Raw genomic sequence first — 19077 nt, 5'->3', positions numbered from 1 at the left:
AGGATGACCATGATGAAAAAGATAGTCACTTTCGCCAGCCTCTTAGCTCTGAGTGCTTGTAGTAGTTATCAAGTCACTGACAGCAATACATTTTCGGCTGATAGCCGCTGGGCAATCATGCCTATGTACAACCATTCAAGCACCCCACTTGCGGCTGAAAAAGCTGAGCAAATTTTGAGCTCCCAACTTTTTGCCAAAGGTATCATTGCGGTTAAATACCCGCCATCGGCTGTCAATGATTTGCAAAGTATCCTTGATGACTCTGCGAAGCAAAAACAAGCCAATGCTTGGCTTGCTACCCAGCCTGTTGACTATGTAATCACAGGTTCAGTTGAAGAATGGCATTACAAAAGTGGGCTAGACGGTGAGCCAGCAGTTGGCATTACACTAGAGGTAAAGTCAGCAAAAAGTGGTCAAACCTACTGGCAAGCTTCAGGAAGTCGTGGCGGCTGGGGTCGCGAAAGTGTCAGCGGCACTGGACATATCGTCATTGAAGAACTGCTGAGCGGCCTGAATGTCGCAACAAGAGATAACCAGTAAGTGATAGGTTGATCTATATAGATTTATAATAATGGTTGTTTAATATGGATAATAAAAGCAGCAGTAAAGCCTTTCTCGGGTTCTCAAAGAGCAGCTATGTATGGCTAGAAACACTGGTTGTCGCCATCATATGTATCTACATTTGGGTTGAATCTGATTCCTTATCCCCAAATTCGACGGAGCATAACTTTTTTTGGCCTCTTTTGGGTCCTTTGCTCATAGCCCTGCGTTACGGTTTTGCCAAAGGCTTTGTCTGTTCATTGCTAACAACAGCCGGACTCGCAACCATTATGAATGCATCTGGTATGCTGGATTATTATCCACTGTCATTAGCAATTGGTATCATCATGGTGGCAATGGTAGCTGGTGAATTTCACGATTATTGGCACAACATTAATCAAAAGCATATTCTTGACCATCAATATATGGCGCAGAAACTAGATAGCTTTACCCAGAACTATCATTTGCTCAAAGTATCACACGACCAACTCGAACAACGTACCGCAGGTCAAACCGTTAGCCTACGGGCAAGCATCAGCGAGTTGCATAAAATTGCCGCCAAACATGCGACGCACCGCTTAGAGTACCTTGGTTTTCCCTACCTCAACTTGATGGCTGACATCGGTGGGATTGAGGTTGCAGGGATCTATAAAGTCACCCATGGCAAGATCCATCAAAACGCTGCGGCTACCCTTGGAGATCACCATCGATTAGAGGATTCTGACCCTATGCTTCTCGATATGCTGGAAACCAAAAAACTACTTTCTCCAGCGAAGCTAGAAGCGAATCAAATCCACCAATCTCGCTATCAATTATGTATCCCACTCATCGATACGCGAGGAGTACTACAGGCGGCAATCATTGCTGAATACGCCAAATTTTTCATGCTCACCCCTGCAAATGTGGCACTGCTTTCACTGGTTGCCAACTACGCCGCAGACTTATTAAGTGATGAGATCCTTACCCCGATTTTACGTCCACATCAAAGTGATTTATTTATCGACTACCTTAAGCGCGCCAGTTACAACAAACGCCATTATGGTGCTGATAGCTCGGTGGTTGTCTGTATCGATAGTGATGGCAAACATCAACAGGTGCTCGATAACACGATCAGTTACCGTCGAGGGGCTGATGTTTATTGGTCATGCAGAACGTCACAAGGCAATGCCGCGCTTGCCATACTTCTTCCCCTTACAACAGTCTATGATGCCCAGCAATATATCGTCAGGCTACAAGAGTTGTTAAAAGACCAACTAGGCGAAGATGCTAAAGAAATAGATATCCTTGGTCCTTTGTCGATGTCGACTGACCGGGCTGAAATCAGAAAGCTTATGGATGAGCTTGGAGCATACGATGAAGACATGGCTACTTCTTCAGACCATAGCATTTGAGAGCTCTGGCCTTTACATTATTACCACCCAGACAATGACGCCAAGTATGTGGTTGGCCTTTGCCAGCACCCATGCTATATCATGTCTCAGTTATTCAGCCCTCTGCTGGTTGATACTACCGAGGCAGTATAAAACGCCGGTCATCAGCTCTTTTTCGTTCCTGTTTATCTTCAATTACCTATTACCGGTTGTCGGTATGATCGGAACAAGCTGCTCTCTTTTAATTGCGCTTTATTTACCAAGGGAAAAGTCTAACGTTACTTGGCAAGAGTGTGAAAAAAGTGAACTACCACAGAGCCCCGGCGAAGTGATTGACACTCAATTTGGTTCAGGTGCATTACGGGAAATCCTACTCCACAATCAAGACCCAGAACGTCGGTTACTGGCCGTTAGCGCTGTTCGTAACTTACCCCGTCAACATGCAGTCCCACTATTACAGCTCGCATTGAAGGACTTGACTGATGATGTACGTCTGCTTGCTTACGCAAGCTTAGAGAGCATCGAAACACATATTAACGAATCCCTCTCTCTCTCCAAAAAACAATTTGAATACAAGCCTTCAGCTTCAAAAGCATTTGACATTGCTCAGCAGTATTGGGAGCTTTGTTATCTCGGTATTGCCGAAGGCATTTTACGTAACCATTACTTAGAACAGGCCGAAAACTACCTCAATCAATCCAACAGTATCAAGACCTCCGCATCTGCGAATCTCCTTCTAGGCCGAGTACTGCTCGAGCTAAAACGCCCTATTGAAGCCGCACCGGTATTAAAAGCCGCAATGGACGGAGGCTTACTACTCAAGCAAGTCGCACCTTACCTGGCAGAAGCATCTTATATCTCTGGTGATTTCCAAACCGCCCGAGAGTATATTTCTTACTTCCCCGAGCAAAAAGGTAACAAATTGAGTCAGATAAAGGAGTATTGGGGATGAGACTTTTTAACCGTAAGCCTGACGTCGAAAACAACGCAGACGTAGATGTATGCCTTCTTCTGGAAGGAACATACCCGTATGTTCGAGGTGGGGTCTCAAGTTGGGTACACCAAATTATCAGCGGCTTACCGGAATACCGTTTTCATTTAATTTTTCTCGGCGGACATCCTGATTTTTATGATGAGCCAGCCTATGAGTTCCCTGAGAACGTTGTTGGATTTGAAGTCCATTACCTCTTATCTGATAAGGGGCACCTCAAACCTTCAGCGCGTTCAGGTAAGACCAAATTATTCAATGTCTGGAATCGCTTCCTCTCCTACTTCGAAAAAAAAAATGAGCCTATTCCCGGCCAATTACTCGCGGATGTGTCTGAATTTCTTGACGCTAATAACAAGTTAACTCTCATGGATTTTCTCTACAGCCGTGCATCATGGGAAGTGCTGACAGAACGGTATTTAGAGTCCGCACCAAGACAGTCATTTGTTGATTTTTTTTGGACCTACCGCAATATCTACCAGCCCTTGTTTGTGTTATCGCGTATATCGCAAACCCTACCAAAGGCGAAGATATTTCATAGCGTGTCGACAGGATACGCTGGTTTTTTAGGGGCATTGAGCAGGGAAAAATCCCAAACCCCATTTATTCTGACCGAACATGGTATATACACCAAAGAACGGAAAATTGACCTTTCCCAGGCAACTTGGATTAAAGACAACCACAACCAAATTGACATATCCATGCATAAAGGTATGAATACGACCCGAAAAACCTGGATTCAATTTTTTGAACAATTAGGGCTGTCGGCCTATCATCAAGCCGACCACATTGTAGCTTTGTTTGAAGGGAACAGGCAGCGGCAACATACTGACGGGGCCCCAACAGATAGAACCCGCGTTATTGTCAATGGCATTAGTACCGAACGTTTTGAAGATGCCTATCATCGCCGGCCAGACACTCCACCTATGGTTGTCGGTCTCGTCGGTCGTGTAGTGCCGATCAAAGACATCAAGACGTTCATCCGAACCATACGCGGAGCTATCGAAACCCTACCTGAACTTGAAGGTTGGATTATCGGACCAACTGAAGAAGACAAGGAATATGTGCGTGAGTGTGAACTGCTCATCGAAAGCTTGGGCTTAGAAGACAGCGTCAAAATGCTGGGCAGTAAAAATGTAGCTGAAATTATGCCAGAACTTGGCGTAATGATGCTGACCTCAATAAGTGAAGCTCAGCCCTTAGTCTTACTCGAAGCCATGGCAGCAGGCATACCGTGCATCGCGACAGAAGTTGGCGCCTGCCGTGAGATTATCGATGGTACCGAAGGTGAAGATGCGGCTATCGGGTCAGCTGGCGAAATCATTCCCATAGCCAGCCCAACCGAAGGGGCGCATGCCATTATCAGCGTGCTTGGTGATGCCGAACAATGGCTAAAGGCCGGTGATAATGGCCGAGTCAGAGTAAAGCGCTATTACGACGAACCTATGATGTACGGTGCTTACCGTAATTTATACAAGGAGGCAATCAGTGGCCGGCATCGGATTTGAATTAAGGAAAATTCTTAAGAAAAACTCTCTGTTATCCATGCTTGAAGCTTATGGTTTGGCAGGGCTTATCAGCTCGGGCCCATGGGTTTTATCTATTTTGGCTTTGCTGACCATCGGTATTATCAGTGTTGGAATTGTCTTTCCAACCTATGTGATTGTGCAATTTCTGGTCATCATCACCTATCTGATGGCTGGTTCTTTAATAATCAGTGGGTTATTCCAATTATTGCTTACTCGATTTATTTCTGATTTATTATTTGCTGAAGATGACCATCGAATTGTACCTAACCTATTAGGCTCGATGTTAGTTACCAGCATTATTGGAGCCATGGTTGGCGGTGCGGTTCTTGCCATCAGTGGTACAATAACCCCTGCAGAAAAAATAGCGATTTTTACATCCTTTATTTTGATGTGTAACCAATGGCTAATCATTATATTCCTTAGCGGGATGAAAGAATACTACCGTATATTTTTCACCATGATGTTCAGCTACGGGCTAATGGTGATATTAAGTATCTTCTTGCCGCCGTTTGGCCTAGTTGGTTTGCTGATGATCTTTGGCTTTTGCCAAGCTATCCTCACTTTTGCTTTTTTGTACCATATCATTCGTGATTTCCCTGCAAAGGAGCTGATTTCATTTGAATTTTTGAATCACAAAAAGACTTTCTTCTCTCTCATTTTCTGTGGTTTTCTCTACAATCTCGGCGTTTGGTTAGATAAATTTGTATTCTGGTTCCGAGATGAAACCTCACATCAGGTGATCGACGTTTTCAGAGCATCCTATATCTATGACCTGCCTATCTTCATTGCTTACTTGGCCATTGTGCCGGGTATGGCGGTTTTCATGTTGCGGATGGAAACGGATTTTGCCGGTGCTTGCCTGAAGTTCTATGATGCCGTGCGCGAAGGCGCCACATTAGATTCAATTCACCTACTCAAAGACAAGATGGTGCTTGCCTGCCAACAAAGCATATACGAAATCTTCAAGGTACAAGGTCTGACTCTAGCATTATTGATCCTTTGGGCTGAAGATATCCTGAATTTCTTAAGTATTGACCTGTCTTACTTGCACCTTCTCTATGTCGACTTGGTTGGAGTCAGCCTACAGGTACTAGTCATGGCCATCCTCAATGTGATGTATTATTTAGATAAACGCTATTCTGCACTCTTTCTGACATTATTAATGGCGGTAGGAAACTTCGTGTTAGCGCATGTCAGTATCGATCTTGGCCCTGTATTTTATGGCTACGGTTTCGCAATAACGATGCTGGCCACAACTATCATTGGACTGATCATGCTTGATAGCCAGTTCGATGATCTTGAGTATCAAACATTCATGCTACAGCGTTCATAGGACATCAAACTAAAGAAACAACATGCCCCTCGGAGGTAAATTCAACATCCGAGGGTTCCTTATATACTAAGTACCTTGAAGTCATCTGGGTATAAAGAATCGTTTACTGATCTTCTTTCTTCTTGGCTGTCGCCATCAACTGAGTAACATTTTCAACCAAGTCTATCGGCATCGGGAACACTATGGTCGTTGTTCTATCGTTGGATATTTCTGTTAGTGTCTGCATATAACGCAACTGAACAGCATTGGGTGATCGATTGAGCACATCAGCCGCTTCCTGCAACTTGGCTGACGCTTCAAGCTCACCTGTGGCATGTATCACTTTAGCCCGGCGTGAACGCTCTGCTTCGGCCTGACGTGCAAGCGCGCGAACCATGCTGTCATCAAGATCGACATGTTTAATCTCAACATTAGCAATTTTGATCCCCCAGTTGTCTGTGTGCTGATCCAAAATTACTTGTAGATCTTTATTCAATTCTTCACGAGCTGAGAGCAGCTCATCGAGTTCATGCTGGCCAAGCACTGAACGTAGCGTTGTTTGGGAAAGTTGGCTGGTAGCTTCGAGATAATTTTCCACATTATTGATCGCCATTTTTGGGTCAACAACTCGGAAATAGACTACGGCATTCACTTTAACCGACACGTTATCACGGGTGATCAAATCCTGAGTGGGCACATCCAATACAATAGTTCGCAGATCGACTCGAACCATTTGTTGGATAATTGGGATGATGATGATTAGACCAGGCCCTTTCACCTCATAAAAACGTCCCAATAAAAACACAACGGCACGTTCGTACTCACGAAGCACTTTGAACATGCTTACAATAAGCACAAACACCAGTACAATAATCGTTGCTATTGAGTATGTGATCATATTATTGCTCCTTATAAAAAAGGTTATATACCCAAGCCGCTTGAAGTCACTTGGCTATACCATCACATGGATTCATTTCGCCTGCTGGTTTACTTCCAGACAAAGGCCATGTATTTGCACCACGATTACCCTGTCACCTTTCACCAATACAGCGTCGCAATTTGCTTGCCAAATTTCGCCATCCACTAACACGCGGCCACTACCAGGAAAACCGCTTACCACTATAGCCTCTTGACCCAGTAAGACTTCAACACCAGTAGTGACAGGCTTGCGCCTTGTTTTGAGCAGCAAGCTAAGAATGACGAAGGTAAACAAAGCCGATACCACTGTCAGGCCAACGATCAATGGAATGGCGATCTGGTATCCCGGCGTTTCTGTATCCATCAACATGACTGAGCCAAGCGCAAAGGCAACAATACCGCCAAGCCCAAGGATGCCAAAACTGGGGCTGAAAGCTTCCGCGACCATGAGGGCGATTCCCAACAGTAACAAAGCCAAACCTGCATAACTCACCGGTAGCATCTGCAATGAATACATCGCTAGCAACAAGCAAATCCCACCCAATACTCCCGGAAGCCCGACGCCAGGATTATAGAACTCGAGTAACAAGCCATAAATCCCAATAAGCATCAGGATATAAGCAACATTGGGGTTGGTAATAACCGACAATAACTTGAATCGCCAGTCTTGTTCTCGCTCAATATAAGCCACATCAGCTAATTCGATTTTTGCTTCAAGCCCATTAATGATAACGGTACGGCCATTAGATTGAGTGACTAAGCTATCCAGATCCGACGCAAGAAAATCTATAACATTTAACTCCAACGCTTTTTCAGCATCGATACTGGCCGCTTCTGTTACCGCGGTTTCTGCCCACTCCTCATTCCGTCCATGCAGTTTAGCCAAGCCGCGGATATACGCTCGGGCATCATTAATCACTTTTTTTTCCATTGCTGTTTTTGCGGTCACTTTTTCACTGTTAGCATCATCATCGTCTTTAGCTTGAGCTGCTTCACTATCAGATGCCTCTGTTTCTTTCTCTTTTTTTGGTGCAAATGGGTTACCGCCTGAATCATCATCCTTTCCTCCAGGCGCAGTAAGTGAAACCGGCGTAGCCGCACCAAGGTTAGTACCAGGGGCCATCGCCGCAACATGACTAGCAAGGAGGATATACGTCCCGGCACTCGCAGCCCGGGCACCAGCGGGACCAACCCAAGTCGCAACCGGCAACGGTGATGTCGTAATTGCGCGGATAATATCCCGCATGGAGGTATCAAGACCTCCGGGCGTATCCACTTTCAAAACAATAAAACTGGCTTGCTCTTTATGTGCCTGCTCGATTTCTCGTGACACATAATCACTGGTTGCAGGCCCTATACCACCGGAAATTTTAATCACCCATACATTTTGTGCCAACGCAGGCAGACTAAAAAACCAGATGCTGAGAGCCGCTAATACAGCCAACAATTTCATAGACCCTCCTCGCCAAAGCAGCTAAAAGCTCATTACGGTTAATTAAGCTCACCAGTGGTGTCCATTAAAGTAATAACCAATTTTTTACTAAGCATAGTTCATTGACTTCATTGGCTATGCAACTGTTCTCTCGATGGCGATAGAATTGGCAAGGTTTGTTGACAGTGAATTGGGAAATCCGTATCAGAAAGAGAAGTATGGATGACAAACTTGTGAAATTGGCACGATGTTTATACTTAACTCATAGCTAATTTTTCGTCCTCTACTGGAGTATGGCCATCCTATGCGAGCAGTACACCACGCTTTGCTATTCACATACCTGTTTATTATTTACCTGCTTACAGGCCCTACAACAGCCCATGCCACCAGTAATGGCACTGTGAAAGTTGGGAGCTATCATTGTCCCCCCTTCGTCATCGAGGGTGAAACAGAGGCGCCATCGGGGTTGAGCATCTATCTTTGGGAACAAATTGCCACCGAGCTTGGTGTAAATTATGAAATCAGCCAACATGAGTTGGGTGAACTCCTTGAACAAGTCAGTACCAAAACGCTCAATATTGGTGTTTCATGTATTTCGATCACTCCAGAGCGAGAAGAAATTCTCGACTTTTCCCATTCGTTTTATGAGACCCATCTAGCGATTGCAGTGAAACAACAAGGGCACTTCTCTTCCATTAAGAATATTTTTACGAATAAAAAACTATTGCTCGTACTCGGGTTTGCCTTTATCGCGGCAGGAGTTGTGGGAGGCATCTATTACTTATTAGAGCACCGGGTCAACGACAAACTGTATTCCATGCGTTCAAAAAAGTCACAAATGGTTGAAGGTTTTATTCTTGGTTTGCTCTTTATCACTAAAGGACCATTTAATTACTATGAATTTAAAACACTGACAGGTCGTGTACTCACTGTATTATTGGCGATATTTACGACATTCTTCATTGCTAGCATTACCGCAATTTTAGCCAGTACCTTTACCCTAGGCTTATTAAACAGTGATATCAAAGGACCAAACGATTTAGCGAAGCTCAGAGTCGGCGCCAAGGCTGAATCAACCTCATCGTTATTTTTAACTAGCCACAGTATTGTTCATCAGAGTTTTGAATCAACCAACGACTTATTAGAGGCACTAGACAATGGTCGAGTGGAAGCCATCGTTGCAGATGATGCCGTATTAAAATATTTGATTAAAAAGGCCAAAGAATCGGGAGATTATGAGTCGCTGTCAGTTCTGCCATATCAATTTGAAAAGCAAAACTACGGTTTAGTATTAGAGAATAACAGTCCTCACCGAGAAAAACTCAATCGAGCGCTACTCAAAATTCGTCAAAGTCCGGGCTGGCATCAAACCCTCAATAAATACTTTGCCGATAAATGAAAATAGCCATAAAAAAATGGCGCTCATATGAGCGCCCAAGCAAAGACAACTATAAACTGATGTTAATTCTAAAACCAAGCACCATGATGTACCCAAGTACCATCAAGGAGCTTGAGTATATCCCAATGCTTTATTTCCACTTTAGTAACCGTCCGAGTTTGGAGGGATGATAAGACCAGCAATGATCAAAAATAGTCATTAACTCAGGGTTGCCATACTTCGATAAGTTAACAGCATGAAAGCGATTTCGGCTTTCTTTTAGCTTATTGATTCGCTTCATCATTTCTTCTGGTTGCGACGGTGCTATGAAATCAGATAACACGATCAAATCGGCATTCTTATATTTACCACCCAGCATTAATTCGATTGACTGATCAAGTACCGGCCCTAAATCAGTACCGCCATGAAATGAATACGAGAGAAAATTCAGCACTTCACTCAACCCATCTTGCTTGGTCAACTCATAAGTGATCTGTTGCGTCGAGAACATAATAACGTAACAGTCTCTATCCTCGGCCAAGGCGATTTGCATCAAGCCGTAGGCCAGTGCCTTGGCACATTGCTCTGGAAAGCCATTCATTGAACCTGATGCATCAATACATACGATAAATGGGCCTTTATCTTGCTCTATCTGTTTAGTTTGCCGCTTGAATGCTTTCACCCGTCGAAGTTTTCTCTGCGTACCTTGCACCTTGTAGTTCAACAGCCGCTTATCGACTAAATGTTTATAAAAGACCACTTCCAATTCTGGATAAGCCAAAAACATTGCTTCATTCGGTAGCAATTTAGACAAGTCGTCACTTTCATGGATACCGACAATATCATCAGTAACGTTATCACTTTGCTCTTCGACCATTTTTAAATCTTCAGAACGCACCCGCTCTTTATTCGGATCATCCACTTCATTGGCCATCCGACCTAGCTTTTCAGCAATCTCTTTTAAGCCGCTATTCTTCTTCAGAAAATGCGCCATTTCTTTAAGAGTGCTAACATCACTTTTGGTCAGCTTTGCCTTGGCCATATCCCATAAACGGCCTGCTTTTTTCTCATCGCCGGCTTCGGTCACCGATTCCATGTGCTGCATGGTTTCGATGCGCTGATAAAGATCTGCCAACAGTTTTTCTTTATGCTGCTCCAACTCAATCTGTTGGGCCTCCGTTAGCGCAAGCGTTAGGTACTTGTGCCACTGGCTACAAAAATAACTCTGAAACATCGGGTTGTGCTTTTGATGATCCCGCTCTATCAACGTTTTTGCTTTGAAGTAGAACGCTGAATGCCCTTCTAACTGTTTGACAACATTATCAACGTGATCAAAAAAATACTGCGCTTCCCATTGGCATACCTGCTGATAGAGTTCTATTTCCTGATGAAAACGTTCTTCAACACTGACATTCGTGATTCGCTTTTGAACATGACCACGCCACTTCATGATCTGCTTTTTCATCGCAGACTTAATGCCAGGGTTAGCTTCCGCAGCAACAATTATCTGCTGCTGCATCATCAATTCCTGTACTGCATTATCGACGATGCCGGATTCAGCTAGCATCATCGCCAGATTTATACCTTCAGAAACCGGCATAACCTACACTCCCGCTAAGCAAAGTATTCAGTCAAATGACTGATACGGAATACACTCTTATCAACCATTACTTTCAGGTCATGCACCGAATCCGTTGCTTGCGATAAACTCTGCTCAATTCGCTCGGGTAATTGAGGGTCGATAAAGTTATGTGGTAAAGCACCATGGAAGCTACTGCGAGAAATTTTAAGGTTGTGATCTGCATCCAACACTTTCGAGGACGCTTTTTCTGCCATAGTTACCCAGTGCTCTTGTTGCTCCTGAGAAATCCCATTATCACCAGCAATACCCACCAAGACTGATCGATTTGCAATATCTTTAATTACCAATTGCTGCTGAGCATTCACCTCAAACTGCAGTCGGCAAAGGTGAGTATTCTTATTTACAAATCCATAGATATCACATTGACCGGTTTTGATTTTTTTCTCAAAATCATCACCATCAACATAAACCCAACGGCTGTCGCCTTTCTCCTGTTCGGAAACAGATGGGTTATGTTGCAACATAACCAGCTTGATCATTCGTGAGTTGTGATTAACGGTATAACGCTTCGCCCCGCTGAGATCGCATTTGAACCATTCTTTACGCATCATGGTTTCGCGACTCAAGTTAACCGCCAACTCAGTGGCCACTTCGGCGTTCACGTCATCAATTATAGACTGTGCATCTGCAGCATTGATTTGAGCAGATTCCTGATTGAATGCTTTTTCAATGGCGAAATCACTAACAATTTCCCTAATCACATTACGAGATTCAGGGCTATGCCACATACAGTCTTGCAGCAACAGTAAATCAAGTGGGTTAATGGCATCGCGACCATTGTAGAAAGCACTCGCCTTCAATAACCGAACAGATTTCTTCCAGCGTCGGTCAGAGATGTATAGCTCACTTTCATGTTCATCAATTGTTTCAGTGCCTTCTGCACGCCGCTCAATCATAGTCTTGAGCTGGTATACTTTCTCGAAAATATCTTCAGACAACTTTATGTCATCAATGTGTAACTGCCAATCATCGTACTCTTCATCAGTGATCGCCAAGCCCGGTTCTAGCTCCTGGATAGTTGGGCCTTCCCCCATCAACATGGCTTTAAAATTTTGTTTTTCCTGAATACGATTCACAAACACCCTAACCAGCATCCTGTCATACAAAGCCTCTAGACCACTGTCTTCTTCAGGCAATTCATTGGACGCAGTTACCAACAGGCGCATAGGTACAGGCAGAACGTCTTGACCATTCTTAAAGGTTCGCTCATTTACGACTGTCAATAACGTATTAAGAATCGCCGGCCCTGCTTTCCATATTTCATCAAGAAATACCACTTGAGCAGTTGGTAGATAACCATCAACTAATCGGACATATTTTCCATTATCCTTCAGTTCCTGAATTGAAAGAGGGCCAAATACTTCTTCAGGAGTAGAGAATCGGGTCATTAGGTAATCGAAAAACTGGCTATTATCGAAAGCCTGAATCAATCGCTTAGCAATCAAGCTTTTTGCAATACCGGGAGGCCCTAATAGAAACACACTCTCACCAGCAAGCGCTGCGAGAAGACATAACTTAATTGTCTCTTCTCTTTCATATACGCCATTTGATAACGCTTTGATTAGCTTCTGAATCCTTTCAGAAACAAGCGCTTTATTAGGCTGCGCTCTTCTTGCCATTGTCAGCATATTTCCGACCTCTTAAGTTGTCATATCCCTGTACTTTCGTACTTATATTGAGGATAGACACAAACCACCGTATGTTACAATATTGTAAACTGAAATATTTAGTTACACTCTTTATATATCAAAGAGTTCAGCTTGCTACCAGAGCTCAATCTTTGTTTTCAAAAATGGGACGGAGTTAACACAACTGATAATGAGCTGTAAACAAAAAGCCAACAAACCACATAGAAATTCATAATTGATGAATTAGCATTGATTTATATATAGAGAGAGAATAAAAATTCGATTCAAACAGGCTTTTTATTTGTTTCTAACACTGAATATACGTACGATACCTGCATGAGGCGATGGCTTCGCTTGCACTACCGAAAAAAGGGTCAAATACAACTCATTGGTTCATCTTTAATATTGAAAGAAACGACAGAAAATTGAATTTATCCCCTAATAAATAAAACCCTTTGTTAGCGTTGAACGACTCTGCAAAGATGATGAAAATAGCCTTCACGCGAATATAAATACTCATTATGAGCTCACTATCTAAATTACCCACACGAATGACTGTTGTGGTTTGTATCGGCGTGCTGCTATCTGCACTCGTCCCTTCTAGCGGCAAACTCGATATTATCGTTTCTGTTCTAACCTTGGTTTTAATCATCATGTTGCTACGTGAAGATATGGAACAAGAAATGCGAGGATGGATGAAGTTAGCATTGGGTACTTATGCAATAGGCGTAACGGCCGATTTACTCGATGAAATACCCGAGCTGAATGATCATTGGCTAATTGATTCAAGCGACGACATTTTTCTTCATATTGGTGTTTTTCTCATATGTTTTTGCTTTATCAAAATGCTCGCTATCCACCGCACATTAATATCTAAACTCCACCGACAAGTTGAAGTTTCTCAAACTCTGGAAAAAAACCTCAGCCGCCTCGCACTTGAAGATGATCTAACTGGTCTTAATAATCGTCGTGCGTTATTTCGTCGGTTTGACGATATGGCAATCAATACCCAGCGCGGAATATTGGCCTATATCGATCTTGATAATTTTAAACAAGTGAATGACAAATTCAATCATCAGTGTGGTGATGAATTGCTGATCACCATTGCTAAATACTTATCCCAGACGGTACCCAAAGGAAGCCATATTTATCGTATTGGTGGTGACGAATTTGTTGTTTTACTGCCTTCTGATAACCCTAAGATTTGCCAAGCATGGATAAACGCTATATATGATATTTCCGCACCTATACGGGAAAGCTACAACATTGATGTCAGCATCGGATTATCCCCATATTACCCCGGAAATTTGAGTGATCCGGATTCAATCCTAGCTAAAGCTGATAAGGCGATGTATCAAGAAAAACAAAACAAGCGAACAACTTACGTATAATGGTTGTGCATTTGTAGATTCCAGATTCATTTGAGACCGGCTGTACAGTAAATCAATGAGTTAGGATAGAGATACCAGTTTGTCAGCAAGATTAATCCGGTTAATAGCAAGACCCAGTGCAAGATTCTGGCATTCAATGAGACTTTAGATATCTCAGTTGGAAAAGAGGCAAACTGAGACATTTAAATCTCCCACCTACCAACTTGCAGTATAGCAGACTATTTATTGATAAAAATATCAAATTCAATTACTCAATTGGTTGAAATTTTATTAACTCTAGACAAAAAAAAGCACCTGAAACATCAGGTGCTTTTTGCCGAAAATCATTTTTTCCTTCGTCGCTTACGCACTTCATAACTAGGCGATAACTGTTCATACCTATCAAGCAAATATCCCTCGGCACTCTTTGGATAAATCTCAAACGAGCCACAGTAACGGTCTTGTACTCTGACCAATGGCTCAATACCCGAACGCTTAAGAGCACAAAGACACTTAGTCTTACTCTTGTTATGACGGTGTGCCCAAGTATTCAAGATGAGATAACTATCTGTAATTTGCTTTAGGTCTTGAGTCAGAACTTGCTCCCTAGCTTCTAGAAAGACGACATCTACTATCTCTTTAAAGAACTGAGTCTGAATCAAGGACTGAACATTATCCCTGACAGTACCAAAGAAAGAAGGTAGCTCATCGATAGAAATACTCTTTCTCGAAAAGATGCGTTGTTCCAAATCCATGTACCTAGAGTCAAAAGCTTCCTTATCAACTAATAAGTTATCAAGAATAGTACCATTGTCATTAGCTAATCGAACCGCCGGCAGTTTCTGCTTGAAGATATCATCCAATATTTCGCTTTCACTAACTACAGCAAACTTACACGCTTTTGTAGCAAAGTCTGCATAAGGCAAGAATCCATCGATAGTTTTGTCAGTCATTGGAATCTGCGCAATCCTATTTACCACATCAGTAAAGTCATATAGGGCATACTTCCTTGCTGTATTCGGGTTAACTAGAGTAAACACACCTCTTTGATGCATTTCTTTCATACTACTAGGTTTCACTCCCAGCAATTTCAATACTTCTGTAGCCCGAACAAGCCCACCAACCTGATCACCAACCAACTTTATAGCAACTCCTTTGGTACTTTTTAAAATTTCAAGTTCACGCTCAGGAGATTCGAAGATAGGATAACGCCATTCATTTTCCTCACCAAAGTACTCAGTGCCGATAGCTAAATTCTCAGCTTCAAGATAGAGAGTTAAAAGAATCTCTTCCCCAACAATACTGCTTTCCCATTTCCACTTAGAAAGCAAAGAGTCCTTCAGTGACTTTCTTGCAGCTTCACTATTAAGCAAAACCCATGACTTATTCATCAATTTCATTACCTCAACTACTCGCATATCTCTTACGCGAATGTCTGAAGAGAACAGGTCTGTATCACGTACAGCTATTCTTGCGACCTCAAGTAGAGGAACTAGCAAAGTATCGTATCCCGATTTTTCTAAAATCCTTTGCTGCCAAAGAGGCACTGTAGATTCTTCAATATTCCAGTTTTTCGTAGATGAACCACAATGTATACAAGAACCTACAAAGCAGGTGTCAACTTGCAGTGGTTCACCACAATTTTGGCATGATTCGACTAACAACTGGTTGTGTTCTGGACAGACACAATACAGCGCATGCTGCCATTCATGTCGATGATGAAGTGACTCACTTAAACAGGTGGTACAGACCCTAATTGAATTTACTAGCATTTCAGTTGTACCTGTAACGCAGGGTGACCAAAGGCTTTCTGCCTGAGCAATAGTAAACACCTCTCTAAGCTTTGTTTCCTCAAGGTTTAGTACTCTGGATAACGTTGAGAATAACCTATTCTCAACAAAAGAGCCTGGTAGGCCAAAAAGGTTACGATGGCTATGTACTCCTAAGAAACGAAGTAATTCAGAGTATCTACATGCGTTTACAATAGATAAACGCATTAAGAACCCATGCACACTCTCGCCAGGTAATGGGGTCAGCCTTACTGCCAAAGATTGATTATTTCTTGCGCCTAAAATCATTTCCCAGCCCTTCTCATTAAAGCCTTAATCTCAGGTTTCTTCGCATTAAATGGATTAATCCCAATTTCTTTATAGCGATACCTGAAATATGTTGAAAATGCGCTGGAAAAGGCACTTAGTTCCAAAGCTTCAGCTTCATTCTCTTTAGCTACCAACAAAGCTTCTGTGGCAAGCTTTTTAACCATAGCAATGCTTCCTTCTGTCGCGAGATAAAGACGCTCTAAGTCAATACCTCTAAACTCCACAGCTACGTGCATTGGACAGTTTTTCATCAGATGCTGAATGAAGATTCGAAAATATTCTGAAGATTGAGGACTATGCATATTTAAGTTCGGAAGCTCGTAAACATTGTAAAGTCTTCGAAATTGCCGATTAATTTTAAATAAGTTAGCAACCTCCTCCGTGCCAGAAATAACTATCGGGATCCTCATTTCTTTCATGAAACCTTTATAAAAATTAGCAGTTCGAACGGCTTCTGTCGTTGCTTTACACTCAAATAAGTCCTGGAATTCATCTAGGATGATTACAATCACCCCTCGCTCTACTAGCAATGTTTTAAGCCTTGTTCTCATTAAATCGGCAGTACCAGAATCAGGTTTTAAAGCCCCTAACTCATGGAGCAAGTTACTGTAAAAACTCTTGGGTGTTGTTATCGTTTTTGTCGTAATGTAGATCACAGGTAACTCATCAGAATTACTTGGAATCTGACTTTGCAGTTGCTGCTTGAATACACGGCATACAGTACTTTTTCCCACACCTGTTGGCCCAGTTATAGCAACAGATTCAAACTCATGATCACCCGAGAAACATAACGCCTTTTTTAAGAAAGCGATAGCCGCTTTAAAGTGAGGGTGTTGAACGCATGATGATTTGAAATCAATGAGTGATTGATCACGATACTGCTCTAAAATACTACTCTTCATCATCACTCCATATTTTCCCAGTCGTCATTTAAGCCTTCAAAGGGGTCAAGTCCTTCTAATGATTTTGCAGCTCCCAGCAGTTGATTTATCTCACTATGAAGCTGCTCTCCTGATATAGCAGGGTTTGCCTGTGACCTATTTCTATCTTGTTTATTTTTTCTATCACGGGCTTCCTTCACTTCTTTAGAGCCTCGTGTCCTATCCTGGTAATTTGTTCTTTCGTTGTCATTGTCACCGATTAAAATTCCCTTAATAAATTGTGTTTCACCAAGGGACATACCATCTACTACCGCTTTGTTTGTGCATGGAACCATTAGGTACTCTTGGTGAGAAGGATCACACACGAGAACATGTGACATATCAGAATGAGTAATGAAGATTTCAATTTTTGGATTTTTCTTGTCGCTTGGTTTACTGATATAACGGTAAATGTTTCGTAACTGATCGCTGTGATATTTTAAGCCCTTGTACTGAACACCACGAATGGGATCCAATGACACCGTTGCACACCTTGGGTAAGTCATTCTGATAACATTGGCGCTTTCCGGTACAGAGTAACCATACATGTCGATCCCTTTTTTCCAGACGTTAAGTGGCGTGTCACCGTTTAAACCTCGATGTGGACGCAGGTGGTAGTCCCGTAAAATATAATGGTATAGCTCATCTTTAAACTGACTAACTGTCAAAGAAGCGCTCCGTTTTAACGTTTCATCGGGCTCCAAATCACTGGCATAGCGACTAGCTGAGATATAACCAGGTAACTGCTGAAGAAAGCTCTTCCTCATCGTTCCGAAAAAACGTTCGATAAACGGCTTTTTCCAAGGCTGCCTAACTTTTGCTGTATCTCTCGATATATCGCATAAAGCCAATAATTTCGTAAATGCAATCGAAGTATATGCAGCCCCAGCGTCAGCGATTACCTGTGACGGTTTCCCGAACATGGGCCCCTCTTTGTAGATAACTTAAGCAAGCGACAATTGATAGTTCACAGAAAGCAATTGAGTTATTTATCAAAGCTTGAGGGAAAATCTATACAAGAGGCTACTATACCAAATAGCTGGCGTTTACGTTTGTTGTGATTCCATCAAAACGCACTGCTGGACAGAATGTCAGTAACATACAAACTAAGCGAATCATAAATAAATAATCTCAAGTATCGTTATTGTGTAGTGGTTTCCTACCAAAATTCAACAACATCATATGTGGTAATTGATTATTCAAAGCTCCGGTACACTGCTTAAACTTTTTCGTACTCCACTTATGCAAGTGCCAATACCCGCAAGCAGCTATCCCTCCCAAAAGAAACGCAATAACAATACTTTCAGTGCTAGGGATTTTATAGGGGGGCTCAACCTGCCACTGACTTAAGAAGGGTGTTAGCCCTAAAAAAATAAGGTGTCCAATAGGAACTACTAACAAAATCAGATTAAACGTGCCCATGACCTCCCTAGTTATCGGCTGATGTATCCGCTCACTCCAAGCATCCCAACAGATTCCCTGAGTAAAGAAACAGGTTGCCCGTCATTGATATCCTGAATTTCCTGCTCCGTTTCTCTGATACGCGACATATAAAAGCGTATGATAGAGAGTTTTAAACAATTACGCTGCTCAAGCCATAGCAACGATAAGTTTATTGAAGCAAAAAAACCAAAGGCGATAATAATGCTATTCACACCAGGTTCGAGAAGCTTTTCCATGAAAGCGGGTACCAAGACTATAGCAACAACAGCACCAATATATTTAACATCATCAAAAGTTGATAGCGAATAAATTTTTAACGTGCTTTTATAACTATCCAACTCTTGGTATAGAATCTCAGTTTGCTTATTAGTATCCATATCACTCAATTCCTAACTTATAGGCTTCCCAGTCATTTTATAAAGCACCAACTGCTTTACTGCTAAATCATGCATTGTAGAAATCAGAGTGCTAGCATAAAAACACATCCACTAGGTAAGTTTGCCCTCTT

The 19077-nt window shown here is 42.4% G+C and carries 16 protein-coding genes; 7 read left to right on the top strand and 9 right to left on the bottom strand.

Annotation, left to right across the window (positions count from 1 at the left end):
- Positions 1-9 precede the first annotated feature (9 nt).
- Genes ACVA58_RS17110 through pelG form a run of 5 tightly spaced genes read left to right on the top strand, consistent with a single transcriptional unit; the run spans position 10 to position 5760 of the window.
- Entirely contained in the window at positions 10-540 is a 531-nt protein-coding gene (locus ACVA58_RS17110; RefSeq protein ID WP_446511584.1) for a hypothetical protein, read from the top strand.
- Positions 541-584: 44 nt separating this feature from the next.
- Positions 585-1931: a PelD GGDEF domain-containing protein gene (locus ACVA58_RS17105; RefSeq protein ID WP_446511583.1), complete on the top strand. Its 1347-nt coding sequence runs from the start codon at positions 585-587 to the stop codon at positions 1929-1931.
- Complete coding sequence (locus tag ACVA58_RS17100) at positions 1894-2862, top strand: HEAT repeat domain-containing protein (RefSeq protein WP_446511582.1); 969 nt, start codon at positions 1894-1896, stop codon at positions 2860-2862. Before ACVA58_RS17105 ends, ACVA58_RS17100 begins: the two co-directional genes overlap by 38 nt.
- Positions 2859-4406 (top strand): GT4 family glycosyltransferase PelF, encoded by a 1548-nt coding sequence (gene pelF, locus ACVA58_RS17095; RefSeq protein WP_446511581.1) that lies wholly within the window; start codon positions 2859-2861, stop codon positions 4404-4406. The genes ACVA58_RS17100 and pelF overlap by 4 nt, the downstream gene beginning before the upstream one ends.
- A complete protein-coding gene (gene pelG, locus ACVA58_RS17090; protein WP_446511580.1) occupies positions 4387-5760 on the top strand; it encodes an exopolysaccharide Pel transporter PelG in 1374 nt (457 codons plus the stop codon). The genes pelF and pelG overlap by 20 nt, the downstream gene beginning before the upstream one ends.
- A gap of 103 nt (positions 5761-5863) precedes the next feature.
- Here pelG and ACVA58_RS17085 read toward each other — a convergent pair whose 3' ends face one another.
- Complete coding sequence (locus tag ACVA58_RS17085) at positions 5864-6637, bottom strand: slipin family protein (protein ID WP_446511579.1); 774 nt, start codon at positions 6635-6637, stop codon at positions 5864-5866.
- Positions 6638-6709: 72 nt separating this feature from the next.
- Positions 6710-8110 carry an NfeD family protein gene (locus ACVA58_RS17080; protein WP_446511578.1) on the bottom strand — a complete coding sequence of 467 codons (1401 nt, stop codon included), beginning with the start codon at positions 8108-8110 and terminating at the stop codon, positions 6710-6712.
- A 283-nt stretch (positions 8111-8393) separates the two neighbouring features.
- Between ACVA58_RS17080 and ACVA58_RS17075 the strand changes: the two genes are divergently transcribed.
- Positions 8394-9488 (top strand): transporter substrate-binding domain-containing protein, encoded by a 1095-nt coding sequence (locus tag ACVA58_RS17075; RefSeq protein ID WP_446511577.1) that lies wholly within the window; start codon positions 8394-8396, stop codon positions 9486-9488.
- Positions 9489-9618: 130 nt separating this feature from the next.
- Here the strand turns inward: ACVA58_RS17075 and viaA are convergent, their stop codons facing one another.
- From viaA to ACVA58_RS17060, 3 genes are all read right to left on the bottom strand, one after another.
- Complete coding sequence (gene viaA / locus ACVA58_RS17070) at positions 9619-11067, bottom strand: ATPase RavA stimulator ViaA (RefSeq protein ID WP_446511576.1); 1449 nt, start codon at positions 11065-11067, stop codon at positions 9619-9621.
- 14 nt (positions 11068-11081) lie between these two features.
- A complete protein-coding gene (locus ACVA58_RS17065) occupies positions 11082-12737 on the bottom strand; it encodes an ATPase RavA domain-containing protein (RefSeq protein WP_446511575.1) in 1656 nt (551 codons plus the stop codon).
- A gap of 385 nt (positions 12738-13122) precedes the next feature.
- On the bottom strand, positions 13123-13392 hold the full coding sequence (locus ACVA58_RS17060; RefSeq protein ID WP_446511574.1) for a hypothetical protein: 270 nt from the start codon (positions 13390-13392) through the stop codon (positions 13123-13125).
- Between ACVA58_RS17060 and ACVA58_RS17055 the strand changes: the two genes are divergently transcribed.
- A complete protein-coding gene (locus ACVA58_RS17055) occupies positions 13391-14128 on the top strand; it encodes a GGDEF domain-containing protein (protein WP_446511573.1) in 738 nt (245 codons plus the stop codon). The genes ACVA58_RS17060 and ACVA58_RS17055 overlap by 2 nt on opposite strands.
- A gap of 323 nt (positions 14129-14451) precedes the next feature.
- Here ACVA58_RS17055 and ACVA58_RS17050 read toward each other — a convergent pair whose 3' ends face one another.
- From ACVA58_RS17050 to ACVA58_RS17035, 4 genes are all read right to left on the bottom strand, one after another.
- Positions 14452-16185 carry a TniQ family protein gene (locus ACVA58_RS17050; RefSeq protein WP_446511572.1) on the bottom strand — a complete coding sequence of 578 codons (1734 nt, stop codon included), beginning with the start codon at positions 16183-16185 and terminating at the stop codon, positions 14452-14454.
- Positions 16182-17111 (bottom strand): ATP-binding protein, encoded by a 930-nt coding sequence (locus tag ACVA58_RS17045; protein WP_446511571.1) that lies wholly within the window; start codon positions 17109-17111, stop codon positions 16182-16184. The genes ACVA58_RS17050 and ACVA58_RS17045 overlap by 4 nt, the downstream gene beginning before the upstream one ends.
- A complete protein-coding gene (locus ACVA58_RS17040; RefSeq protein ID WP_446511570.1) occupies positions 17111-18049 on the bottom strand; it encodes a hypothetical protein in 939 nt (312 codons plus the stop codon). The genes ACVA58_RS17045 and ACVA58_RS17040 overlap by 1 nt, the downstream gene beginning before the upstream one ends.
- Positions 18050-18559: 510 nt before the next feature.
- Positions 18560-18946, bottom strand: a complete 387-nt coding sequence (locus ACVA58_RS17035; RefSeq protein WP_446511569.1) for a hypothetical protein — start codon at positions 18944-18946, stop codon at positions 18560-18562.
- Positions 18947-19077 lie beyond the last annotated feature (131 nt).

This window comes from Photobacterium sp. DNB22_13_2, from assembly GCF_052873915.1.
The sequence above is the reverse complement of the archived record's forward strand: the minus strand, read 5'-3'. Positions and strand labels throughout refer to the sequence as shown.